The organism is Micromonospora sp. BL4, from assembly GCF_003667505.1.
Taxonomy (GTDB): Bacteria; Actinomycetota; Actinomycetes; order Mycobacteriales; family Micromonosporaceae; genus Micromonospora.
Genome location: NZ_RCVJ01000054.1, coordinates 122424 through 146296, shown reverse-complemented (window position 1 = coordinate 146296; position 23873 = coordinate 122424). Strand labels below are relative to the sequence as shown.

Here is a 23873-nt window from a genome sequence, read left to right as displayed (position 1 = left end):
GCGTGGGGTGCGCCTCCCCGGCCGGCCGGGAGCCGGCCGGCCGGGGAGGCGGTTGGCGAGGTCAGCCGTTGGCGGGCTTCAGGTGCAGCACCACGTCCAGCGCGTTGGGCTGGGTGGGCTGCATGGCGCCGTACGGGTTCGAGTCGTCCGGCCAGCCGGTCCAGTTCTTCGTGCTGTACGCGCCGCCGATGTTGTCCGCGCCGACCGGGATCATCGGCATCTGGTCGACGAAGATCTTCTGCAGCGTGTTCATCGCGGTGGTGCGCGCGGCTTCGTCGGTCGCGTTCGCGTAGGCGACCAGGGCGTCGGTCGCCTCCTTGTTGTTGAAGCGGCCGAAGTTGCCGGCGGGGGAGGCGGTGCCGATCGGCTTGAGCTGCCGTCCGTCCATGATGGTCCGGTAGATGTCGTACGGCGTGGCGCCGCCCTCGGTCCACCGGAAGGTCGCCTCGAAATTGCCCTGCTCGACGTTGCGGAACCAGGCGTCCTGGTTGGCCTTGTCGACCGTGGCGGCGATGCCGATCTTCGACAGGTTGTCCTTCACGATCTCCAGGCTGGTCTGGTAGTCGGACCAGCCGGCCGGGTCCGTCAGCTTCAGCGTGACGGCCTTGCCGGTCTTGTCCTTGAGGACGTTGCCCTCGAGCTTGTAGCCGGCGCCGGTCAGCAGCGCCTTGGCGCCCTCGACGTCGACCTTGTGCTCCTGGCCCTTGAACTCGGGTGCGACGAACGAGTCACCGGCCGGGCTGGGCAGGCCGGTCACGCTCTTCACCTGCGGGTGGAAGTAGCCGGCCTCGGCCGTGGTGAAGATGTCGGCACGGTCGATGACCATGTTCATGGCGCGGCGCAACGTGGGGTCGTCGAACGGCTTCTTCGTGGTGTTGAGGTAGAGGCCGTGGATGCCCAGGATCGCCGGCGCCCACACCTTGTGGTGGTCCTGGTCCTTGGCCACGAAGACGGCCTGGTAGTTGGGGATGAAGACGAAGCTCCACTCCGACTCGCCGTTGGCCAGCGCGGTGGTCTGCGCGCTGTTGTCCGTGTAGGACGTGTAGCGCAGCTCCTTGACCTTCGGCAGGTCCTGCCAGTAGCCGCTGTCACGCACCGCCAGGGTCATGCTGGCCGGGGTGAACGACTTCAGGGTGTACGGGCCACTGCCGACCGGCTGCTTGACGGTGTCGGTCGTCGGGTCGCTGATCTTCTCCCAGATGTGCTTGGGCACGATCGGCACCCGCCACAGCACCTTCTGCTGGTTCACGAACTGCGGGCTGGCCATCTTGATGGTGACCTCGTTGCCGCTGGCGGTCGCGTCCGTGTAGGGCACGCCCTGGTCGTTGAGCGCCGGGTACTTCTTGACCAGGTTGTAGGTGAAGGCGACGTCCTCGGCGGTGACCTTCTGCCCGTCCGACCAGGTGGCGTTGTCCCGGATCGTGACCTTGACCGAGGTGTAGTCCGACGACCACTCGGCCTTGGTCGCCAGCCACGGCTTGAACGGGTCGGCCGGCTTCACCGGGTTCCACATCATCAGCGGCTCGAAGATCTGCCAGCGGTAGCCCAGCGAGGCCGCGGCGGACGTGGTGAGGAACGGGTTGTTGTTCTCGGCCTGCGGGCCGTTCGGCATGCCGACGTTCAGCACCGTGGCAGCCTGGTCGTTCTTCTTGTTCGCGTTCGGGCTGTCGCCGCACGCGGCGACGCCGGTGGCCATCGCGCCGGCCAGCGCGACGGCGAGGAACTGCCTTCTTCTCATGGAGGTCTCCCTCGGTGCTCCCGCAATCCTCGAGCGGGATGTGGTGGATGGAGGGTGTGCGGTGTTGCCACCGGTGGGCGCGGTTGCTCCCGCCGGTATGGGTGGTGGACGAGCGGTGGAGAGGTCAGGTGGCGCCGGTCGAGGCACGGACGGTGAAGGTGGTGGGAATGACGGTCGGAGTGTCCGGTAGCGGCGTGCCGGCGAGGTGGGCGATGAGGGTGCGGGCGGCGGCCGCCCCCATCTCCCACAGCGGCTGGCGGACCGAGCTCAGCGGTGGGTGGGTGTGCCCGGCCAGGGGCAGGTCGTCGAAGCCGACCACCGCCACGTCGTCCGGGACCCGCCGGCCGGCGTCGCGCAGCGCCTGGAGCGCCCCGGCGGCGGAGAGGTCGTTGTGCGCGAAGACGGCGTCGAACGGCACGCCGTCGGCGAGCAGGCGTTCCACCGCGACCCGCCCGCACTCGAAGGTGAAGTCGCCCTCCACGACGAGGGCGGGGTCGATGGGCAGGCCGGCGTCGGCGTAGCCGTCCGCGAAGCCGGCCAGCCGCTCCCGGGTGCAGCCGAAGCGGCTCAGGCCGGTGACGACCAGCGGCCGCTTCCGCCCGTGCGCCAGCAGGTGCGCCGCCGCGGCTCGCGCGCCGGACTCGTTGGTGGTGCGCACCGACGGGAAGCCGGGCTGGTGGCCGCGGTCGTCGATGAGGATGACCGGCAGGCCGCGCTCGTGCAGCTCGGTGATGTAGTCGAGGGTGCCCTCCGGCTCGACCACGAGCAGGCCGTCGAAGGACTTCGCGGAGACCTGGGAGGCGAACCGCCGCATCGACTCGTCGCCGTGGGTGCAGGTGAACAGCAGCATGCCGTACCCCTCCGCCTCGACCACGTCGGCCGCGCCCTGGAGCACCTCGCCCATCCAGGGCCAGGTCAGGGCGGGCACCAGCATGCCGACCACCCGGGTACTCCCGCGGGCCAGCCCGACCGCGCGGGCGCTCGGCACGTACCCGAGGGCGTCGATGACCGCGCGGACCCGGTCGGCGGTGCGGACGCCCACCTCGCCCTTGCCGTTGAGCACCCGGGAGACCGTCGTCTTGCTCACCCCCGCGCGGGCGGCCACGTCGGCGATGGTGATCGGCACGTCACGCTCCCGGGTCGAAGGGGTGAGGGCGTTGTTTCGGAACCGGTTGCGGAAGCGGTTCCGTCGCAGTCAACCGAAGTGGCAGCGGTCACGTCAATAACGGCCGGGTAACGAAACATGGCTAAGTTCGACACCTGAAAAAAGTGCCCATGGACAGCGCGGCCGATCCAGGGTGTGGCCAGCGTCGATGCGAGGAAGCCGGGTCGTGCGCAGGGCGTGCCGGCGCCTACCGTGATCCGATGACCGAACCGGCCGGCCGGGACCGGCTCGCCGCCTTCGCCGCTGCCTGACGTCCCCAGGCGGCTCAGGCGGGCCGTGCGCGGGCGTAGACGTCGCCCGAGTTGGCCTCGTGGGGCAGCGCCCGCAGGTACGCCGCCACCTCGCCCGCCGGCCGCCAGCCGTCAAGGGCGAACGCCATCTCGTCACCGAGCGCCACGGTGAACCTGGTGAAGCCCAGCCGGGTGAGCCGGTCCAGGCAGTGCGCGGCCAGGTCCCGTTCGATGGTGGTGAACTCGAAGGACAGCGCCGGCAGGGGGCGGCTCAACCCGGCCAGCACGGCGTCCTCAAATCCCTCCACGTCGATCTTCACGAAGCCCGGCACGCCGTGCGCCGCGACCAGGGTGTCGAGTGTGGTTCCGGCCACCTCGATCTCGACGTCCCAGATCTCGTCCTCCCAGCCGCCGGCCCCCTCGGCAGCCCGCAGGAAACCCGCCGACGCCGTGGAGATCGTCGGGTTCGCCGAGTTGACGTGCAGTCGCACCGGCCCGGTGCACGCACCGCACGCCGCCTCCACCACGGTCACCCGGTCGTCGTTTGCGTAGAGGGCGCGCAGGGCCCGGGTGCAGAGCGGTTGCGGCTCGACGGCCACCACGCGGGCGCCCAGCCGCCGGAAGCTGCCGAGCCGGTCGCCCACGTGCGCGCCGACGTCGAAGACCAGGTCTCCTGGGCGGATCAGGGGCGCGTAGAACGCGTCCATGGCCGCCTCGCGGGCCGGGTCGCCGTAGTACGCCTCCAGGGAGCGACGCAACCCGGACAGGGTCGGGTCCGCCTTGAGTGCCTCCACCGCGCTGAGGTCATCGACCACTGGTCTGACCGTAGTCGCGTCCGGAGCAACGCGAGGGTGATTCGCATCCATTGCCGGGCACCCCCGGATACCCAGCCTCCTGGGCGGCGTAGGCGGGGACCGTAGCCATCGTCTGGCGACGGCTCGGGTCGACGTCCTTCTCACGGAGGCGGCGGTCGACCAGCAGGTGTGACCGTTTGTTGGTGCGGGCCGAAGGGTAGTTGGGTGTCTATGACCACGCCTGAGCAGAGTCAGCAGGAGAGAGCCCTCGAGACCGGCGAGGTGTATCAGGACGCCGAGGGACGCCGAACGACCGACCCGGGCTCCGGGGCGGCGCACGCCGACAGTGAAGCCGACCGCAACGCGGAGCACTTGAAGCGGGGCGAGGTTGGGCCGCGCGTCCCGGAGGAGTAGCCCGGTCCGCTCTCCGGAGGGCGATTACCGGCGTCCGGTGCTCGAATTGCTGTCGAGGCCGCGCAGGTCTTCCGTCTGAAGGCCCCCTCGCCCGCCCAACCGGCGTCAAATCTGGTCACGGCCGGCGGTTTGCCGTCGGGGCGTAACGGCTGCCGTTCTACGGCAATCCTCTCCGAATCGGCCTCGGTTGCGGGCAGGATGAGATGGATTCGCCCAGCGACACGGTGAGCGGGGGTCGGCCGTGAACGACGGATTGGTGACCAGGCGGAGCGCCTACGATGTCGGAGAGACAATCTCTGCGCTGCGGGCTGAGGCGGAACGCATGGGCGCTGCGGTGGCGGCGGTGGTCGACCATGCGGCGGCCGCTCGCAAGGCCGGGCTGAGTATGCCCGACACACAGGTAATCATCTTCGGGAACCCGCAGGCGGGTACTCCGCTCATGCAGGCCCGTCCCGAGATCGCCATCGACCTGCCAATGCGACTCATGGTGCGGGACGACGGCCAGCCCGGCTCGCTGGTGACCTGGCAGGACCCCGCGTACCTCGCTCAGCGGTACGGCCTGGGCGAGGATCATCTTGCACCCCTGAACGCCCCGGCCAAGATCGTCTCTGCGGTCGACGGCCGCTGAGCACGGCGCGAATCGGCCGCCACACAGCCCGCAAGAGGCCACCCTGTCGCTCGTCGCTGGCGACGGTGAGCGTCGGCAGCGTTGACCCGAGGCCCGAGCAGGAGAGGTGCCGATGGCCTCCGTCCGTGTCCCGCCGACCGTCTTCGGCATCCCGTTCGGGCTGGCCGGCCTGGCGGGCAGCTGGGGCGTCGCGGCGGGCAAAGGCAACGCTCCGACCTGGGTCGGCGACGCCCTGCTCGCGCTCGCGGCGGTGGTCTGGCTGGCCGCCACGGCGGGCTACGTGGCCTACACCGCGCACGGCGCCTCACCGATGGTGGAGCCCTGGCCGTCTTCGCGGACCTCGACCCGGGTCTGAAGTCGCAGCCCTCGGCGGCGACGCTGGCCGTCGACGCCTTCCCCGACGAGCGCCACATCGTGGCTGCCGACGGACACGGGGTGACCTTCACACCCTCACTCTTCTGCGACCACGCCGTCACCGTCGTCGACCCGCGTCTTCCGCCGCGCATCTGGTACCCGGCCCGGGGCCTGGCCACGGTCTGGCACACCGATGCCGCCGTCGCGCCGCAGGCCCTGGCCGACCTGCTCGGCCGTACCCGCGCCCGAATTCTCACCGCCCTCGCACAGCCAGCCGGCACGACCGACCTCGCACATCAATTGGGCCTGAGCCCTTCTACGGTCAGCCAGCACCTCGGTGTGCTGCATCGCGCCGGACTGGTCACCCGGGCCCGACACAGGCACGTCGTCCTGTACCTGCGCAGCCCGCTCGGTCACCGGCTGTCTCTCTGCCGAAGGGGTGGACTCGACCACCCTCTCGCGGACCTTCATGCCGGCGGCTCATGCGTCGTCTGCGACCTCAGTCTGTGCCGGTCAGGTGTTCCTGGCAGATCCCCCGGAATCAATCATCTGCTCACCGGCGCGGTACACGGCGAGCGGGCGGCGCAGTACCGTGATGTCGCTCGTCGGGTCGCCGTTCACGACCAGTAGGTCGGCGTCGAATCCGGGGCGGACGCGGCCCTTGCTCCGCCCGAGGCCACACACCTCGGCGGCGACCGAGGTGGCCGCGGCGAGGGCGGCGGTGGCGGGGATGCCGCACACGACGTACTCGACGAGTGTCTCCGGCAGGATCCCGTGCGGTTTCGCCGGGCCGAGGCCCGCGTCCGAGCCGGCCACCAGGCGGACCCCGGCCCGGTGCAGGGTGGTGAGGCCGTCGCGTAGCGTGGCCTCGCTGAGCCCGAGCCGCGCCGCCATCGCCACCACCTCCGGTGGCGTGACCACGGCCGGGTCGGTGCCGAGCGTGGCGCAGACCGCCACCCCGGACGTGGCCAGGCGGTCCGCGAGCTCGTCGGGGACGTGGGCGCCGGTCGCGGTCACACACGTGCAGTGTTCGATGCCGTCGACACCGACGCGCAGCGCCTGCTCGACCGCGCTGAGCGCGTGCGCGTGTGCGGTCACCGGCAGGCCCAGGTCGTGCGCCCGGGTCAGCGCGGCGGCCAGCTCCTGGTCGGTGAACTGAGGCCGGGTGGTGTCGGTGCCGGGAGTGAACACCCCACCGCTTGCCATGACTTTCACGAGGTCAGCGCCGGTCTCCGCCCTCAGCCGCACGGCCTCGCGGATCCCGTCGACGCCGCTCGCCTCGCCTCCCATCGACCAGCAGTGCCCGCCGACGCTGGTGACCGGCGCGCCCGACCCCACCACCGTTGGCAGATCGTCGCGCACCTCCCGGTCCCGCCACCGGAGCACGGCGCCGCGCCGGTCGCCCAGGTCCCGAACCGTCGTGACGCCGGCCGCCACGTGCGAGCGCAGTGACGCCTCGATGACCGCGTCGAGGTCCGGCTCGGGACGCTCGGCGAGCCGGCCGAGAGCGTCGGGTCCAGCATCGGCGCACAGGTGCACATGCGCATCGATCAAGCCGGGTAACACGGTGCCGTCCGGCTCCTCGCGCACCGGCCAGCCCTCCGGCACCTCGGCCCGACCCCGGTGCACGTCGGCGATGCGCCCGTCGACCAGCAGGACCAGCACTCCGCCGTCCACCAGCTGCTCGCCGTCGAACATCCGCGCCGCCCGCACAGCCTGCTTCGTCATCGATCCTCCCCGCCAAGTTGAACCGTTTTGGCCAGACCCTCAGCTGACGGCGCTCCGCGAACACGGGCTCTGGCCAGCCTGACGTACGACGTGGAAGCCTCCGGCAGTCCGACGCCCCAGAGTGTTTGGCCCCCTGTTTCCAGCCGCAACGGCAGGAACGGGGCCACCGGGGCCGATGTGGACGGCGGCGCCATCAATGGCTCGCTCGGTGCAGCGCGCACTCGGGTCTGGTCCGGCTGAGGTACGAGGTGGCGGCGACCAGCAGGCCCAGACCCCACAGGGTGTAGGCCGGTAGCACGATCACCAGGAACCAGGCCGCCCCGTCCATGTTGTTGCCGGTGGCCCAGGCGGTCATTCCGCCGATGCCGAAGTATGTGGTGAGGCCGGCGCCCCAATCGATCAGCAGGACCGCCGCTGTCGACAGCACCGCAGTCGCCACCGGAAGCCATCCACCGGGGAAGAAGGACTCACCGGGTTCGGCGAATCGTGGCGCGCCCTGTACGGCCCACCAGGCATGAACAACCGCGTACGCCCCCACCCACACCGCGGCGAACGCTGGCCACCTCTTGCCGACAGCGGCCGTGTCCACGATGGCGCCGGTGGCGAGGGTCTCCATGTCGCTCCGCTCGATCGGTCTCAGGACGGGGCCGGCTCTGCGAGCCGCTCGCCAGCTGGTCAGCGCGGCGTGCTGACGCGGTGCGGTGTTGCCCACCACGTGAGCCCGGTGGTCATGGAGATGAAGTCGCCGGTCTCGTTGTCAGAAGGCGGGTGCGGATGACCGGACTGCGAATCATCCGCGCGGCGCGCTCGCCGACCGTATGAACCAATGCTCTGCGGCGACGGACAACACCTCGTCCCCGTCGGAGGGGAATGCACTCCCTCGTGGGAGGGAGTCGCCGTCGCGGCCCCTGATCCGCATTCGGCCGCCCGTCGAGCGACGGGCGGCCGAATCTCGGTGGTGCGCGTCAGCTGCCGGCCGGAGCCGGGGAGGTGGGGACCGCGGCGGGACGCCGCCGTCGCGCCACCGCGCCCGCCACGACGTCGATGACGAGGAAGGCCAGCAGGGTGAGCCCGAACAGCGGCAGTGCCCAACCGACCGCCGCAATCACCGGTACGCCGACCAGCAGCGCCCAGAGCGGCAGGCCGCGTACGCCGCCGCGGGCTGGCGGGGTGCCGGCGAGCGCGCGCCGGTCGACGCGGGTCGGCCGGCGCTGCCACCACATCCGGTAGCCCCAGACGATGACGCTGAGCAGGCCGAGGGCCAGCGCGGCGAGCAGGATCTGGTTGATCGGGCCGAAGAGCAGACCCATGTGGGCCTGGATGCCGAGGCCGCTGAGTTTCGCCAGCAGGGGCCAGTCCGCGAAGTCGCTGCGGGCGGTCACCTGTCCCGCGGCCGGGTCGACGGCGACGCGGTCCTTGGCGACCGGCCAGGTGTTGTCGACCTGCGTGACGGTCCAGGCGGAGCCCGGCTCCGCCGCCGGGGCGATCTCGACCGGGCCGGAGAGACCGGCCGCCCGGGCGGCCGTCGACACGCGGTCGAAGGCTGCCGACTCGACCACCCCGCCCGCTCCGGTGGCACCGTGCTCGTGGCCGCCGCCGGTCTCGGTCGGGGCGGCGGGATCGGCGGTGAGGGTGGTGGAGATCTCCGGTGCCCGGGCCTGTAGCGCGTCGAGGCCTGCTCCGAAGTTCGCCCCGGCGTAGCGGGACCAGGTCAGCCCGGTGGCGGAGAGGAAGAGCAGGCCGACGGTGAGCCAGATACCGGTGGTGGCGTGCCAACCTCGGGTGCGGCGAACGCCCTTGCCTGCGGACAGGTCCGGCACGAGCAGGTGCCGGGCGGTGGCGCGGGAGGCGCTGCGGCGGCGCCACCAGAGGATGACTCCACCGAGCGCGATTACCCAGAGCCAGCTCGCGGCCAGTTCGGAGTAGTGCCGGCCCACCACGCCCAGGTGCAGGTTGCGGTGCAGGTCGTCCAGCCAGGTGGTGGCCGGTGTGGAGCCGAACCAGGTGGTCAGTTGGCCCTTGACCTCAGCGGTGTACGGGTCGACGTAGACGGTGTGCTGCTTCTCGCCGAGCTCCGGCAGGGAGAACGTCACCCGGGTGCTCTGGTCGCCGTCGCCGGGCTGCACCGTGGCGATGCCGCCGTCGGGGTGCGCGTTCCGCGCGGCTCCGATCTGGTCGGCCAGCGGCAGAGGACGTTCACCCACCTGGGCGACGGTCAGCTGGTCGCCGTAGAGGATCTTGTCCAGTTGCGGAGTCGTGGTGTAGGCCAGCCCGGTCAGTGCGGCGACCACAAGGAACGGCGCGACGAGGATCCCGGCGTAGAAGTGCAGCCGGAGCAGCAGGGCGCCGAACGGTGACGTGCGCCGGACGGGTCGGGCCGGTGTTGTTTCGGCGGTTGTGGAGGATTCCGGCGTCGGCGCGCCGGACAACTCGGTGAAAGACATATTCTTCCGATCGGAATTGGCGAGAAGCACCCAGGGGGTGTCCTCCTGCTGGCATGGTCGCCCGGTGGTTCGTCGCGTCAGCTCCGGCCCTGTGAGGTAGTCGGGAAAAGAGCCCCGGCGGTTCCCAGGAATTTCGCAGACCAGGATCGGGGCCGCGGGTCAGTGCGTGTCGGGCCGGGCCTTGCTCCGCGGATCACCGTCGCCCCGCCCCGCCTCGGCGAGGAACGCGTTGTAGCGGGCGAGGTCGTCCACCTCGCCGGTGGCGTCGGCCCGGTCGGCGGCCCGGTCGAGACGGGCCTGTTCGCGCTGGTCGACGCGGATCCACTGACGAATCAGGACGATCATGACGACGACGGCGGGTAGCTCTCCGAACGCCCAGGCGATGCCGGCGCCGAGCTTCTGGTCGGTGAGCAGCGGCGACGCCCAGGCGGGGTGGACGGCGATGTACCAGTCGGGGGCGATGACGGTGGTGGTCTGCATGAGGACCAGGCCGAAGAAGCCGTGCGCCATCATCGACGCCAGGTGAATGACCACCAGTAGGGGATGGGGGAGGCGTCGGCGGCCCGGGTCGACGCCGATGAGGACCCAGAACAGCAGATAGCCGGCGACCACGAAGTGGGTGAGCATCGCCAGGTGACCGAGATGGGAACGCATCAGCACACCGAGCAGGTCGCTGAAGTACAGGCCGAACAGGCTGGCGGTGTAGATGCCGAGCGCGACGAGCGGGTGCGTGAGCAGCTTGGTGACCGGGCTGTGCACGGCGATCAGCAGCCATTCCCGGGCGCCGCGTACCTGCGGGTCGGCCGGTCGGCGCAGGGCGCGTAGGGCGAGGGTGACCGGCGCGCCGCCGACCAGCAGGATCGGCACCAGCATCGACAGCACCATGTGCTGTGCCATGTGGGCGCTGAACAGCACGTAGGCGTAGCGCGCGACGCCGAGGTTGGTGCTGGCGGCGAGCAGCAGCATCCCACCCACCCAGCTCGCCGTGCGGGCGATCGGCCAGCGGTGCCCACCGGCGTGCATCCGTCGCACACCGGCCAGGTACCCGCCGATACCGACGGCGCAGAGGGTCAGGAAGAACATGTCCGGCAGCGGTTGTCCGAGCAGGTTGCCCGCGGTTGGCGCGCTGGGCATCGGGAAGCCGAGCAGCTCGGTGATCGGGTCGGCGTCGATGCCGGAGACCGGGACGGGCGTGGGGCTGCGCGACAGCGCCACCGCCAGGCCCACGGTCGCGGCGAACACGGTCAGCTCCCCGGCGGCCAGTCGGCCGAACGCCCAGGGCTTCCCGGCGCGCAGTGCCGGCAGGGTACGGGAGCGGTGTGCCGCGCCGAGCACGCCGAGGACCAGCAGTGCGGCGAGCTTGCCGAGGACCAACCAGCCGTAGCGGGACAGCCAGAGCTGGTCGATCGCACCGAGACGGACGGCTGCATTGGCCAGCCCGCTCACCGTCACGGCGACGAAACAGCCCAGGGCGAGGCGGCTGTACCGGACGGCGGCCTCGGCCAGCAGGCGGGTGCGCCGCACCATCAGCAGGGCGACGAGCCCACCGATCCACACCGCGGCGGCGAGGACGTGCAGGGCCAGGCTGGTGACGGCGATCTGGTGATTGCCGGCCCCGGCGGAGTGGCCGGTGAAGGCCGGGGGCAGCACCGCGACCAGAGCCAGGATCGTGACCGTCGCCGCGAGCCCTCGGGACACCCCGGCGCGAGCCAGCAGGGCCACGGTCAGGGCCAGCCCGGCCTGCAGCATGAGCGACTGTCCCTGCGAGATCGTGGTGGCGAAGCTGACGACCGTCGCGGGCTTGAGCGTCTCCAGCGGTTGGCCGAGGAGGTCCGAGACCGTCAGCACCATCAGCGACAGCGCCACCGCCGCCCAGCCGAGTGCGGCGGCGCTCGCGCGCCGTAGGAGCAGGTAGCCGTGGGGAGAGACGGTTCGTCCGTCGCCGGGCAGCAGGAATGCGGCGGTCACCAGCATGCCGACGGTGACGGTGGCGAGGCCGTCGGAGATGAGCCGGACCACCGGCAGCGCCCAGGTCGTGGCTGGTCCCGCATCGGGCAGGCCCGGAATCGCGGCAGTGAGGGCACCTCCGACCCGCAGGCCGAGCAGCAGCAGAGCGACTCCCGAGGCGCAGATGGCGACGATGGTCAACCAGCCGAACGCAGCAGATCCTGCGCGTTGGGTGTAGGACCGGGACCGGCCGGTGGACATGGGGGCCGGCTCCGCCGGCGCCGCGACGTTGGTCTGGGCGTTACCAGGATCGTCGGCGGCGAGCTGCCGGGAATCTGTGTCGGACACGTGTTGACCTTGACCTGTGAAGTGATGAAGTGACGCGACCGCGGGCGAGCGGTCTGGTCAGCGACGGGTCGCCCGACGCCAGAGCAGCCCCGCGCCCACCAGGACGAGGACGACCAGCACGGCACCAGCGACGAGGACGCCTGCGTTCGGCCCACGGTCGTCCTTCACCGACGCGACTGCGGACGGCGCGTCCGTCGGCGTGCTGACGATCGGCGCGGCGCTGGAATTGGGGTCGGCCACCGTGAACGGGTACGACCCCTGGACCGGGTGACCGTCGGTGGAGACGACACGGTAGGCGACGGTGTAGGTGCCGTTGGGCAGCGCCTCGGTCACCTGGACCGATCCCTTCGCCCCGCCGACCACCGGGTCGCCCGTGGGGACCTTCCGCTTGGCGGCGTCGGTGAGCACGATGGTGGTGAACGTCGGGTCGAGCCGCTCAACGAATTCGAGCACGATCTCAGTCGGCGCGCTGGACACGGTCGACTCCTGGACCGGCGCCGCGGACCGAAGCTTGTTGTGCGCCCACGCCGGGCTGGCCGGGACGAGCAGCGCCACGACGACGGCGAGCACCGCCGCGCCGAGCCGGACGACGATGGGACGGGACGACGGTACGGTCATGACGAAACTCCGGTTGGCGTGGTCACCCGAGCACCTGCTCGCCGACCCATCCTCCTGGTTGACAACCGGGAGGAATGGCGAATACGGCGGACCCGATCGGCGTGGTCCACTCGTTGAGCAGGTCCCGCTCGGCCAGCCGTTGCTGGATGGGCAGGTACTGCCGGGCGATGTCGGCCTGGTAGGACGTGAAGATCAAGCCGCTGTCCGCATGACCCTCCGCGGTCGGTACACCGTCGTAGTTGTACGGCCGACGCAGGATCTTGAACCGGTCGTCGGTGACGTGTGCGCGGGTCATATGAGAGAAGTCGGGGATGACGGTGAGTCCGTCCGGGCCGGTGGCGGCGAAGTCGGGTTCGTCATGTTCGGCGATGCCGGTGAGGGGTGCGCCGCTGTCGAGGCGTCGACCGACCGCGAGTTCGCGGTCGGTCCGGCCGAGCAGGTCCCAGGTCTCCAGGTTCATGCTGATCCGCCGGAGCACCAGGGTGGTGCTGTCGCGCAGCCATGCCGGGCCGTCGGCCACGAAGACGGCCGAATCCATCGGCGCCCCCGGACGGGGATTGGCGGTGCCGTCGAGCTGACCGAAGAGGTTGCGCTGCGTGTGGCCGCCCGGCTCGACGCCGGGACTGCGCCGGAAGCCTTGCTGGACCCACCGGACGGTGGCGAAGGGCCGGCTGTCCTTGATCAGGACACGTTGGGCGTGTGCCACGGTGATCGCGTCGTCCGCGCAGATCTGCAGCAGCAGGTCGCCGCCGGACCAGGCCGGTTGGAGCCGGTCGATGCGGAACTGGGGCAGGTCGGCGACCGATGTGGGCCGCCGGTCGTCGACGCCGGCGGCACGGTAGAGGCCGGGCCCGAACCCGAAGGTCACGGTCAGCCGCGCGGGCAGCAGGCCGAGTTCGGCCTCGGTGTCGGCCAGGGCGGGGCGGCCCTGGGTGAGACGGGCCGCGTCGTCGCTGAGCAGCCGCAGCATTCGACCCAGCGCGGCCCGGTCGGTGCCGGCCCGCAGGGTGAGGGCCACGAACGACGCGTGCGCCTGCGGTTCGGTGACCACGCCGGCCTGCCGGGCGCCGTGGAACGGCTCGACCAGGCCACCGACATTCGCCACCGGCATCGTGTCGGCGGCGGCGGCCGGCGGTTGCCCGCTCCCGCCGGTACGAGTCGCGGCGATCGCGGCACCGCCGGCCAGTGCACCTCCGGCGGCCAGTGCCCCGCCGGTGAGCAGACCACGCCTGCTCACCGGGCGGGCAGTTGGCGTGTCGGTCACGATGCCGGGCTCATGCTCATCTCCGGCGTGGCGCTCATGCTGGGCATGGGCTCGCCGTGCCCCGGGGCGTAGGTCTCCTGGGCACCGGTGAACGGCTTGGCGACCGCGGTGAACTGCTGGGTCTTGCCGTCGGCGAAGGTGAGGGTAAAGGTCAACTCGTCGCCTGCCCGCACGGGCTGCTTGACATCCATCAGCATCAGGTGGTCGCCACCAGGCTCCAGCGGGTGCGTGCCCTTGGCCTTGATCAGGATGCCACCCTGCTTCTGCTGCATGACCATCTTGCCGTCCTTCATGGCCATCTCGTGCAGCTCCATCGACGACACGGAGGTCGTGGCACTGGTCACCGTGACATCGGTGTCGCTGTCATTGACCAGGGTGCCGAAGGCCGCCGTCATCCCCTTGTCGGCCGCCTTCACCCACGGGTCGCGAATCGTGACCACGCCAGCAGGGGCACTCGCCGACACTGACGGGCTCGGCTGCGCGGCCGACGACGAGTCGGACGAGCCGCACCCGGCGACGCCGACCGCGGCGAGCGCAGCGGCGGTGGCGAGGACAACGGCCGAGCGTCGGCGCGATCCGAAGGGACTGGTGGTGCGCATGAATTCTTCCTCCGATGGTTGCTGCTGCTTCGTTGGTCGGTTGACGCAGCGCGAAAGTTCCGGCTGGTGGGTAATTGCCGTCCCGCGCTCGGGGTTGATGCGGCGACGGTCTGGCGGAGAAGCGGGGCCTTGCAGACGGTCAGGCTGCTGACCGGTCGCGGACCCGTGCCGTGCCCGGATGGGGTGGTGCCAGTCGCAGCCTCGGTCGGGTCGCCTGCGGCTCGTCGCCAGCGGCGAGGCGCCAGGCGGGGCGGTCGGTCCGGCCTTGCGTCGGAGGGCCGTCAAGGCGGCGCCTGGTCCGCGACAACGCGACGACGATCAGGTAACCGGCGAGCAGGAAGCCGTGGCTGACCAGGCGGGTGGGTTCCACCCGGCCAGTCATCAGGTCGTTGACCGAGAGCAACACGAGCGTGCCGACGAAGGCACTCAGAGTCGGCAGTAGCCCGGTGGGGGCCGTACGCCGGGCCGCCACGAAGAGAAACCCGGCACCAACGGCGATGTTCCAGGCGGCGGCCTCGTGCCACAGGTGCCCGGAGGCGACGGCGTCGTGGGCGTGTGCGGCCGACGGGCCGCGGCCGATCTGCGCCAGGCCCAGCACCAGCTGAAGAGCGCCGATGAGAGCAAGCCCGGCTCGCAGGGTGAGCACGAGGCGATCTCGCAGTCGTCGAGGCGCGGGAAGCGTGGCCAGGATGACGTGGGTCAAATCGGGCCCGGGCCCGAGCGCGGTCAGCGTGAGGCGGGTCCGCCGGGTCACCGCTGCGGCCTGGTCGTACCATCGCCGGCAGGTCGCGCACCCGTCAAGGTGAGCGTCGGCCTCGGCTTGCTCGGCGGGGGTCTCCTCGCCGTCCAACTGCGCCGACAGGATTTCACGCCACTGCTCACACCCCATGTACCGGTAGTCGGTGGAGAGGGCGTCCTGGTTCCCAGGACAATCCGCGACAGGCCGTCTTCGCGCTGGTCGCCGTTCAGCTGGCGGCGTTGCCGCGCTGTCGCCGCATCGGCTGAGGGCTCGCGTTGACCGCGGCAACCAGATCTTCTCGAGCCCGCGCCACCCGGGAGCGGATGGTGCCGACAGGGCACCCGCACACCTCGGCGGTCTCGTCGTAGGACAGGCCGAGGATCTGCGTGGCCACGAACGCTTCACGTCGATCCGGTGCCAACGAGAACAGGAGATCGTCGAGCACGACCGCATCGTCGAAGGCGCTGCTCCGCAGGTCCGGGGTGTCGTGCCAGTTCGACAGTTGGGTGGTGCGCGGACGTCTCGTCGCCGCGCGTACGTGATCCACCGTGACCTTCCGGGCGATCCCGAGCAGCCAGGTCCTGGCCGACGAGCGCGCGGCGAACGACGGCAACGAGCGCATGGCCCGCAGATACGTCTCCTGGGTCAGATCGTCGGCCTCGGAGGGGCTGATCAGGTTGGCGACGAACCGCCATACGTGCCGCTGGGTCGCCCGGATGAATCGGGTGGCCGAGTCCTGGTCGCCCCGACCCGCCGCGAGAGCCCAGGCGGTGATCTCCGCGTCGTCGTCGCTCACCTGGTACCTCCGTGTCCGGTTTTGCCGGGCGTCCTGAACCACCACGACCCTATCCAGGTTGACGACGGGTTGTAGTAGGTCCCGGATGAGCCTACGGCACCGCTTCCCTTACCGGTACGGACGAGGTCCGTCAGCGGATCAATGTGCGGCGGTTGTTGTCGCGTGCTGCTCTGCCGCCTCGACGGCCGTCGGGGCCGTCGGTCGCCAGCGGAACAGGCGAAGGCTGTTGAGGACGACGAGCAGGCTGGAGCAGGCCATCGCGGCGGCGGCGAGCATCGGGGTGACCAGCCCGACGGCGGCCAGCGGGATCATCAGGCTGTTGTAGGCGAACGCCCAGAACAGGTTGACCTTGATCGTGCGCAGGGTCGCCCGGGCCAGGGTCAGGGCGTCGATCACGGCGGTGAGGTCGACGGTGCCCGCGTGTGCGCGGACGATCGTCACGTCGCTGGCCTCGATGGCGATGTCGCTGCCGGTCGCGATCGCTACGCCGAGGTCGGCTTCGGCGAGGGCGGCCGCGTCGTTGACTCCGTCGCCGACCATGGCCACTGTCGCGCCCTCGTCGCGGAGTCGCCGCAACGTGGTGGCCTTCGCCTCGGGTGTGACCTCGGCAATGACCTCCGTCAGTCCTACCTGCGCGGCGACGCTTCCGGCTGCGGCGGCGGTGTCACCGGTCAGCAGGACCGGTCGCAGGCCGAGCGCGCGGAGCCGTCGCACGGTAGGCCCTGCGGACTCCCGCAGCGTGTCGGCGACGGTGATCCAGCCCCGCAGCTGCCCGTCCCATGCGACATAGACCACCGTGTCCGCGGTGCCCGTAACCTCGTCGACACTGATGCCGTCCCGGGCCAGGAGCCGGGCGTTTCCGATGGTGACGCGGACCTGGTCGACGCTGCCCCGAGCCCCGAGCCCCGGCTCGGCGTGGAATCCATCGGCCTGCGGCAGGTCCGCCCCGCCCTCGGCCCCGGCGGCGATCACGATGGCATGGGCGACCGGATGCTCGGAGCACAGCTCGACCGCGGCGGCCAGGCGCAGCAGATCGCTGCGGCTCACCCCGGGGGTGGGATGCACGCCGGTGACTCGCATCCGGCCGGTGGTCAGGGTGCCGGTCTTGTCGAGCACGATGGTGTCGATGCGACGGGCGGACTCCAGCGCCGCCACCCCGCGGATCAACACACCGAGCTGCGCGCCGCGACCGGTGCCGACGAGCAGCGCGGTGGGCGTGGCCAGGCCGAGGGCGCACGGACACGCGACGATCAGCACCGCCACGGCCACCCCCACCGCCGTCGTGGTGGGGGCGAGGACCAGCCACCCGGCGAAGGTGGCCAGGGCGATCACCAGCACGAACGGGACGAATATCCCTGCGACCTCGTCAGCGAGGCGCTGAATCCGGGCCTTGCCCGCCTGAGCCTCGGTCACCAGCCGGGTGATCTGCGCGAGCCGCGTGTCGGCGCCGACACGGCTCGCCCGCACGACGAGCCGGCCGCCGGTGTTCACGGTGGCGCCGGTCACCGCCGAACCCGGTCCCACCTCAACCGGGATGCTCTCCCCGGTGAGCAGGGCGACATCGACCGCGCTGACGCCGGCCTCGACCACGCCGTCGGTGGCGATCTTCTCGCCGGGGCGGACCACGAACAGGTCACCGACCCGCAGGTCGCTGATCGGGGTCTGCCGTTCGGTGCCGTTGGCGTCGACGACGGCGACGTTCTTCGCTCCCAACTCGGCCAGCGAGCGTACGGCCGAACCGGCCCGGTGGCGGGCCCGGGCCTCGAGCCAGCGGCCGGCCAGCAGGAACGTCACCAGGGCCGCGCCGACTTCGAAGTACAGCGGGTGGTCGTGTCCGGAGAACCAGGACAGGCTCATCCGCAGGTCCGGCCGCCCGGCGGGTGTGCCCAGCAACGCCCACAGGCTCCACAGGTAGGAGACCAGTGCGCCGAGGGAGACCAGCGTGTCCATCGTGGCGGCGCCGTGGCGTGCGTTGACGAACGCGGCCCGATGGAATGGCCAACCCGCCCAGCCGACGATCGGTGCCGTCAACGCGGCGACCACCCACTGCCAGTACGGAAACTGGATGGCCGGTGTCATCGACACCGCCAGCACCGGGACAGCGAACGCAGCCGCGACGAGCAGCCGTCGCCTGGTGTCGTTCGCCGCTGGGTCGCCGTCCTCGGCACCGGCCGGCGGCGCGGGTGGCCGGGCGGTATAGCCCATCGCCGTCACGGTCGCCACCAGGTCCGGCACCGGAACCGCAGGGGTGTGCTCCACCGTGGCGGTGGCCGTGGCGAAGTTGACCGTGGCCCGTACGCCGCCGATCCGATTGAGTTTGCGCTCGATGCGGTTGGCGCAGGCCGCGCAGGTCATGCCCCCGATCGCCAGCGAGGTGAGCAACCGGTTGACGGTAGTGGTCACGCGGGGGTGCCAGCCAGTTCGAAGCCGGCCTCGTCCACCGCCCGCTGCACTGCGGCGTTGGACAACGCTTCGGCGCTGACGATCGTGACGTTGCCCGCCTCGATATCCACCTCGACGGTCTGGACGCCGGGAAGTGTGGTGAGCTCGGACGTGACGGCCTGGGCGCAGTGTCCGCAGGTCATACCCCGAACCTGGTACGTCGATTGCACGAAAACCTCTTTCGGCTCAGCCGGATCCGCACGTTGTGTGGGAAGGGACGGAGTCGGCACCTTGCCCCGGTATCGACCGACCCTGGGTGACGCACCGCGGATCGTCCTGCGGTGGCGTGTCCCGGCTCCGTCCGATGGTACGCGGGAAATGTCGAAGAGGTTCATCGAATCGTGCTCAGTCGCGGGAAAGCTGATCGAGAACCGTCACAGTCTCTCGACGCAACCTGCCGCGCTGGACGTCCCGCTCGCGGGTCGCGAGAGCGGCTTCCAGCACGTGGGCGTCGAGAAGAGGGCGGTGTACGCACATCCCGTCCGGGTCCGGTATGGGTGACGGCTGCGCGCGTACGAGTCGGAGACGATGCGCCCCGGCGTTCCATCCGACCGCGCGGCGGAGGTGCGGGCCGGGTCCGAGGATCGTGTCCAGCCCGGCGGGAGAGAGGAGCATCGGCGGGCCCAGTTCGACAGATTCTCCGTCTGCGAGCCGGCGGGCGATACGCCCCGAGTGCTCCTGGGTGGAGCCGAGCAGGTCGAGCCGGGAGCGCACGGCCATCCGCAGCCGGTGCGCGACGAGTGGCCCCGTGATGGTCGCTGGTGTCTCGGCGGCGGGTGGCGTCCAGTACCGCTCGTAGCGGACCGCTCCGTCGTCGTACAGAAGTGCCCCGGTGGCCTCCGGCAGGAGAACCCCGGCGGCGTTCTCGGGACGGGTGCCGGCGATCCCGTCACCGAGCCAGAGCCGGTGGACACCCCCGACGTCGCCGGCGACGTACGTGCCGTACGGCGCGCGGACGAAGGTGAGGTAGCTGCCGGGCAGTCGAGCGAGCGCCCCGAACGAATGACGCCGTACGGCCTGGTCGACCTGCTCGGTGAGGAGCCGGGGCGGCAGGGGGAAGGCCCCGAGCAACACCATCCGGAAGCCCGGAACGTCAACCTGGTGCAAAGCCCGCTGCGGCCACCACCCGGTGAGCCAGGGGTTGCCGGAGATCGGATCGAGCACAATCCGGCGGCAGCCTGTCGACCACGAGTCATCAATGGCATTCGAGGGGCGGTGGGCCACCGCCCAGCACCGGGTGCTGGGCGTGCCGGTATCCAATCTAGGCGGAGGCTACGTCGTCCAGGGCACCCGATCGGGCGAGACCGACGATGTCGCTGAGCTGGCCGCCGCTGAGTCGGATCGCGTTGCCGAAGTCATCGGTGATGACGACTCGCTGTTCGGCGGGCGCCTCGGGGTCGATGTACAGCTCCGGGCATCCGCAGTTGCAGTTGCCGCAGAGGGTGAGCACATGTACCAGGCCGTCGGCTGCCATGTGAGCCTCCACTCGTTGGATGTCGCTGTTCACGCTAGAGCGGGTCGATGCGTTCCTGCCGTGACCGCTCAGCGTTTGTCAGCGGGCGACTATCCCTGAAGAGGCGGGAACCCGGTGGCGGTACTGACCGACTACCTCTGGATACGTGGGCGTGCTACCGACGTGGTTTGCCGAGGGTCCGATTGAGCAGACCCAGCAGCAGCGCTGCAGCACCGAGGACGACGCCGGCGACGGCGACGGCGAGCGCGACTCCGGCCGGGCGGTCGGCGACGGCCGTCGGCGGGTCCGCCGTGATCGGCATCCCGTGTTCGTCGACTCCGCCGGCCGCAGCCTGGGTCAGGCGCAGGACGATGGCGGGGTTCTCCGGCTCGGGGCCGCCGGCCGGCGGTTCCTCGATCCACCGGGAGATGACGCCGTCGCCGTAGGTCTGAAGGGCCTTGAACACCATCCGGTCGCCGGTGGTGGGCAGCGGGCCCACGGAGACGCTGAACTCCTGGAACTGGTTGCCGTCGATGGCGTCGTCGGCGGTTGCCGCCGTCCAGGTCACCGAGGTGATCGCTTCTGTGACGGTGGCCGAGCCGACCTTGACCGGCGTGGCTAGAGGGCCGTCTTCGACTGTCGCGCGCCACCCGGCCAGTTTGTGGACCGCCGCCGAGGTGATCGGCGTGGTCTCGGGCATCACGATGCGTACGCTCGTCGTCGCCGCTTCGGCGCGCTCGTTGGGCACCCGGAAGGTCAGGGTGGTGAACCCGCCCGGCGCGGCCTGGGTGGGGCTGACCGAGACGTGCGCCTGCGCCGGGCCGACCGGCACGATCGCGATCGCCGCTCCGGCGAGCAGCGCCAGGGCGATCCGGCCCGGTAGGTGCCGTCGCATCGATCATCTCCTTCTGCTGGGGCGTGCCTTCGCCGGCCTTCTGCGGCGGCTATCGCACGGGGTTCATCATGGCGGGGAGCCCGTCGGGCGGCGTGCGGGGGGTACGCCAGGCGATGTGGCCGTCGGGTCGCACCAGGAGGCCGCCGCTGTCGTGCAGGCCACACTGGTCGAGGAAGGTCGCCCGCGCTGATGGGGGCAGCACGCTGTCGAGGTGATGGACGGTCAGCGGAACCCCGGCGGCCCGTGCCTGCTCGACCGCGGTCGAAGTCCAGGCCGCCGCAGGCCCGGCGAGCAGGGTAAAACCGTCACCCGTCACCAGATCGAGGGTGGACCGGGTCTGTTCCCCGTCGAGCCAGACGTGGGGGAGACGGTGACCTGGCCGGCCGGTGGGGACGTAGTCGGCCACCGGATCACCTGCGGGCGGGCCCGTGCCGTCGGCGATGACGGCGGCAGAGCTGTAGTGGTAACCGAGGACGAGCCCTTCACTGGGCCGGCCCCGCGGCGGCGCTCCGGTGTGGTGCGCGTCGATGGTGTCGGTCAACCGCAGGTGACTCTCGGCTGCGCTGGCGAGAGCGACCGGTCGGCGTTCGGGACCGTAGGTGTCGAGGAGGGCCGGGGTGGCCCAGCCGTGGTGGACGGCGGCGAGTTTCCAGGCCAGGTTGTCGGCGTCGGCAATGCCGCAGTTCATACCGAATCCCCCGTACGGGGTGGTGACATGGGCGGCGTCACCGGCCAGGAACACCGGGCCGTGCCGGAACTGGTCGGCAACCTGGGCCGCGGCATGCCACACCTGCCGGCCGACCAGGCGGACGGCGAGGTCAGGCAGGCCGGCGGCGGCACGGATCAACGCGACGCAGGCGGCGTCGTCGAGACGGTCGAGGTCGACCTCGGCACCGTCGGCGACGAGGTTGAACAGCCACCGGCGCTGGTTGTCGACGGCGAGGAACGCGCCGTGCAGGCCCGGTTGGCCGATGGTGTACACGGCGCAGGGCCGATCAGCGATGTGCTGGCCAAGCTCGGCGTCGAAGAGGATGTTCAGGTTGCGGGACACACCGGACGGGCCGGCCATCGCGATGCCGAGCCCCCCACGAATCTCGCTGCGGGCGCCGTCCGCGGCGACGAGATACCGCGCGCGCAGTCGCTCATGGTGACCGTGGGCCGACAACTCCACGGTGACCCCGTCGGGGTTCACGGCGAGGTCGACGAGTTCGGTGCCGAACCGGATCCGGCCGGGCTGGAGCCGTTCCGCGTGCGCGCGGAGCAGCGGTTCGAGGCGGTCCTGCGAGCAGAGCAGGGTGTAAGTGGGGCTGGGTACCGGCGGCCGAGAGCCCGGGCCGGTGACGATGCGTGTGCCGGACGGGTCGGTGAGGGTGCGGCCGGAGTAGAAGGCCAGGTGCTCGCGCGGCAGGCCGGCAGCGGTGATGTCCTCCTCAAGCTCCCACGAGCGGTAGATCTCCATGCTGCGGATGCTCAACGCCCTGCCCTTGGGAAACGTAGCGGTGTCGGCGTGGCGCTCGACCAGGACAGCCGGGACGCCGAGCTGGCCAAGGCGGACGGCCAGGCTCAGCCCGACCGGGCCGCCACCGACGACGAGCACGGGGATCATCGGCGCCTCCTACGGCTGGGGGCCGGTGGGGGTGCGACCGCCGCACCCCCACCGGCCGGACCGACCGGCGTCGCTCAGGGTTTGAGCGCCGCGGTCAGTCGTTCGGTGTTGGTCTTGAACACCCCGAGCAGGTCCAGGTCGGGGCCGGGGTAATTGATGATGTCGACGCGGGTGGCGCCGGGGATGTCGGGGTTGGCGCCGGGCAGGTGCGCGTTGGCCAGAACGAGAGTCGGTTTCTTCGCGGTCAGCTCGGCGAGCTGGCTCGGGCTGACCGGCTGCGGCCCGTACGTGCCGGCCACGGTGATCCCGGCGAAGTCACCCCAGTACGCCATGAACAGGTGCGACACCGCGGTCGGCGCCGGGTTGGGCAGGGCGGCCTTCGCCTGTGCGGACAGCGCCGCGTGCTCGGTGGTGAAGGTGGAGTTCCAGGCGGTCGCCGCGCTGGCGGTGCCGAACAGGCCGGCCAGCCGGGACACCTCCGAGGTGATCTTGCCGGGGGTGTTCTCCAACTGCACGGTCACGAGCTTGCCGGAGCCGCCTGCGGCGTCCTTGAGCCGGGCGGCGAAGCCGTCGAACTCGGCGTACAGGATGTAGTCGGCGCCGGCGACGGCGGCGAGGTCGCTGGGCTTGGGGTCGTAGTCCGGCGGGTGTTGCACGCTGGCCGGCGCGACAACGGTGATGTCGTTCGCCCCGGCGGCCTTGGCCAATGCGCCGACCCAACTGGTTGAGGCGACCACCTTCGGCCCCTTCGCTGCTGGCGTTGCGCTGGTTCCCGGTGCCGGATCGTCAGCGCTGCCACACCCGCTGGCCAGCAGGGACAGGGTCGCCACCGCGGTCAGCGCGGCGGCCCGGATCAATCGCATCACGTGCTCCTTCAGGAATCAGATAGGTGAGAAGGGTCAACGTCCCCGCCACCAGGACGAGGACGGGACCAGGTGGCTGGTCGATCAGCAGGGCCACGGCGAACCCGGCGGTGTTGCCGACCACGCCGAGTGCCACCGCCCAGAGCACCATCGACCGCAGCGACCGGCCGAGGTTGCGGGCGCCCAGCGCCGGCAGGATGGTCAGCGCGTCGACCAGCAACGCTCCCGTCAGCCGGATCGACGCGCCGATCGCCACGGCGACGACCACGAGCAGCGCGAGCAGCAGCGGCCCGGCGGCGACACCGGAGCACAGCGCCACCTCACGGTCGAACAGCAACAGTGCGAGCTGGCGGCGCCACCGCCAGAACAGGACGTGCACCACCACCGTCAGCGCGCCCAGGACGATCAGGTCGATCTCGCGGGTGGCCAGGATCGACCCCCAGAGCAGCTCGAACGCGCCGGTGGCATTGACCCCGGACACCGACAGCACGAGCAGCGCGGCGGCGATGGCGAAGGTCATCAGCAGGCCCATCGCCCCGGGCAGGCCGGTCGGACGCCGGGCGAGAGGAGCGACACCGGCGCCGGCGAGGGCGCACGCGGCCAACCCGCAGAGCATGGGGTCGAGGCCGGCGAGCAGGCCGACAGCGATGCCGAGCAGCGCCACGTGCATCATCGCGAACCGCACGGCGATGATGTCCAGGCCGATGATGAACACCCCGACGATCGGGAGGCCGACGGCGGCGATCAGCAGGCCGATGGCGGAGCGCTGCACGGCCGGCAGGGAGAGCAGGTCGAGGAAGCCGTCCAC

The 23873-nt window shown here is 71.0% G+C and carries 23 protein-coding genes; 3 read left to right on the top strand and 20 right to left on the bottom strand.

Annotation, left to right across the window (positions count from 1 at the left end; all coding sequences use genetic code 11):
- Positions 1 to 61: 61 nt before the first annotated feature.
- The 3 genes from EAD89_RS03620 to EAD89_RS03610 all read right to left on the bottom strand — a co-directional run bounded on the left by EAD89_RS03620 (position 62) and on the right by EAD89_RS03610 (position 3999).
- A complete protein-coding gene (locus EAD89_RS03620; RefSeq protein WP_121674701.1) occupies positions 62 to 1738 on the bottom strand; it encodes an ABC transporter substrate-binding protein in 1677 nt (558 codons plus the stop codon).
- A gap of 124 nt (positions 1739 to 1862) precedes the next feature.
- On the bottom strand, positions 1863 to 2864 hold the full coding sequence (locus tag EAD89_RS03615) for a LacI family DNA-binding transcriptional regulator (protein WP_121674700.1): 1002 nt from the start codon (positions 2862 to 2864) through the stop codon (positions 1863 to 1865).
- Between the two features lie 304 nt (positions 2865 to 3168).
- A complete protein-coding gene (locus EAD89_RS03610; RefSeq protein ID WP_233578152.1) occupies positions 3169 to 3999 on the bottom strand; it encodes an FkbM family methyltransferase in 831 nt (276 codons plus the stop codon).
- A gap of 583 nt (positions 4000 to 4582) precedes the next feature.
- Here EAD89_RS03610 and EAD89_RS03600 point away from each other — a divergent pair.
- The 3 genes from EAD89_RS03600 to EAD89_RS31310 all read left to right on the top strand — a co-directional run bounded on the left by EAD89_RS03600 (position 4583) and on the right by EAD89_RS31310 (position 5953).
- Complete coding sequence (locus EAD89_RS03600) at positions 4583 to 4969, top strand: DUF302 domain-containing protein (RefSeq protein ID WP_147458746.1); 387 nt, start codon at positions 4583 to 4585, stop codon at positions 4967 to 4969.
- A 112-nt stretch (positions 4970 to 5081) separates the two neighbouring features.
- Positions 5082 to 5324, top strand: coding sequence for a hypothetical protein (locus tag EAD89_RS30390; protein ID WP_158610706.1), 243 nt, complete (start codon positions 5082 to 5084; stop codon positions 5322 to 5324).
- A 59-nt stretch (positions 5325 to 5383) separates the two neighbouring features.
- Positions 5384 to 5953 carry an ArsR/SmtB family transcription factor gene (locus EAD89_RS31310; protein ID WP_368666334.1) on the top strand — a complete coding sequence of 190 codons (570 nt, stop codon included), beginning with the start codon at positions 5384 to 5386 and terminating at the stop codon, positions 5951 to 5953.
- On the opposite strand, the gene EAD89_RS03590 is transcribed toward EAD89_RS31310, so the two are convergent.
- The 17 genes from EAD89_RS03590 to EAD89_RS03510 form a co-directional block, all read right to left on the bottom strand.
- The gene (locus EAD89_RS03590) at positions 5837 to 7051 is read right to left on the bottom strand and encodes an amidohydrolase family protein (RefSeq protein WP_121674696.1); all 1215 of its coding nucleotides are present in this window, start codon (positions 7049 to 7051) and stop codon (positions 5837 to 5839) included. The two genes, EAD89_RS31310 and EAD89_RS03590, sit on opposite strands and share 117 nt — an antisense overlap.
- Before the next feature lie 193 nt (positions 7052 to 7244).
- A complete protein-coding gene (locus tag EAD89_RS03585) occupies positions 7245 to 7667 on the bottom strand; it encodes a hypothetical protein (protein ID WP_121674695.1) in 423 nt (140 codons plus the stop codon).
- A gap of 349 nt (positions 7668 to 8016) precedes the next feature.
- Positions 8017 to 9495: a PepSY domain-containing protein gene (locus EAD89_RS03580; protein WP_121674694.1), complete on the bottom strand. Its 1479-nt coding sequence runs from the start codon at positions 9493 to 9495 to the stop codon at positions 8017 to 8019.
- A 159-nt stretch (positions 9496 to 9654) separates the two neighbouring features.
- A complete protein-coding gene (locus EAD89_RS03575) occupies positions 9655 to 11790 on the bottom strand; it encodes a cytochrome c oxidase assembly protein (protein ID WP_233578148.1) in 2136 nt (711 codons plus the stop codon).
- A 57-nt stretch (positions 11791 to 11847) separates the two neighbouring features.
- Positions 11848 to 12408: a copper resistance CopC family protein gene (locus EAD89_RS03570; protein WP_121674693.1), complete on the bottom strand. Its 561-nt coding sequence runs from the start codon at positions 12406 to 12408 to the stop codon at positions 11848 to 11850.
- Positions 12409 to 12430: 22 nt separating this feature from the next.
- Complete coding sequence (locus EAD89_RS03565; protein WP_121674692.1) at positions 12431 to 13672, bottom strand: Dyp-type peroxidase; 1242 nt, start codon at positions 13670 to 13672, stop codon at positions 12431 to 12433.
- Entirely contained in the window at positions 13669 to 14271 is a 603-nt protein-coding gene (locus tag EAD89_RS03560; protein ID WP_121674691.1) for a copper chaperone PCu(A)C, read from the bottom strand. The genes EAD89_RS03565 and EAD89_RS03560 overlap by 4 nt, the downstream gene beginning before the upstream one ends.
- Before the next feature lie 139 nt (positions 14272 to 14410).
- A complete protein-coding gene (locus EAD89_RS03555; RefSeq protein ID WP_121674690.1) occupies positions 14411 to 15160 on the bottom strand; it encodes a zf-HC2 domain-containing protein in 750 nt (249 codons plus the stop codon).
- Between the two features lie 76 nt (positions 15161 to 15236).
- A complete protein-coding gene (locus tag EAD89_RS03550) occupies positions 15237 to 15806 on the bottom strand; it encodes a sigma-70 family RNA polymerase sigma factor (protein ID WP_121674689.1) in 570 nt (189 codons plus the stop codon).
- 138 nt (positions 15807 to 15944) lie between these two features.
- Positions 15945 to 18209 carry a cation-translocating P-type ATPase gene (locus EAD89_RS03545; protein ID WP_255421252.1) on the bottom strand — a complete coding sequence of 755 codons (2265 nt, stop codon included), beginning with the start codon at positions 18207 to 18209 and terminating at the stop codon, positions 15945 to 15947.
- On the bottom strand, positions 18206 to 18418 hold the full coding sequence (locus EAD89_RS30915; RefSeq protein WP_255421251.1) for a heavy-metal-associated domain-containing protein: 213 nt from the start codon (positions 18416 to 18418) through the stop codon (positions 18206 to 18208). The genes EAD89_RS03545 and EAD89_RS30915 overlap by 4 nt, the downstream gene beginning before the upstream one ends.
- A 175-nt stretch (positions 18419 to 18593) precedes the next feature.
- On the bottom strand, positions 18594 to 19412 hold the full coding sequence (locus tag EAD89_RS03535) for a hypothetical protein (RefSeq protein ID WP_121674687.1): 819 nt from the start codon (positions 19410 to 19412) through the stop codon (positions 18594 to 18596).
- A gap of 97 nt (positions 19413 to 19509) precedes the next feature.
- Positions 19510 to 19722 carry a hypothetical protein gene (locus EAD89_RS03530; RefSeq protein WP_091285924.1) on the bottom strand — a complete coding sequence of 71 codons (213 nt, stop codon included), beginning with the start codon at positions 19720 to 19722 and terminating at the stop codon, positions 19510 to 19512.
- Between the two features lie 154 nt (positions 19723 to 19876).
- The gene (locus EAD89_RS03525; RefSeq protein WP_121674686.1) at positions 19877 to 20596 is read right to left on the bottom strand and encodes a YcnI family protein; all 720 of its coding nucleotides are present in this window, start codon (positions 20594 to 20596) and stop codon (positions 19877 to 19879) included.
- Between the two features lie 49 nt (positions 20597 to 20645).
- Positions 20646 to 22202, bottom strand: coding sequence for an FAD-dependent monooxygenase (locus EAD89_RS03520; protein ID WP_121674685.1), 1557 nt, complete (start codon positions 22200 to 22202; stop codon positions 20646 to 20648).
- A 74-nt stretch (positions 22203 to 22276) separates the two neighbouring features.
- Positions 22277 to 22939, bottom strand: a complete 663-nt coding sequence (locus EAD89_RS03515; protein ID WP_233578147.1) for a metal ABC transporter substrate-binding protein — start codon at positions 22937 to 22939, stop codon at positions 22277 to 22279.
- Positions 22940 to 22988: 49 nt separating this feature from the next.
- Positions 22989 to 23873: a metal ABC transporter permease gene (locus tag EAD89_RS03510; protein WP_121674683.1), complete on the bottom strand. Its 885-nt coding sequence runs from the start codon at positions 23871 to 23873 to the stop codon at positions 22989 to 22991.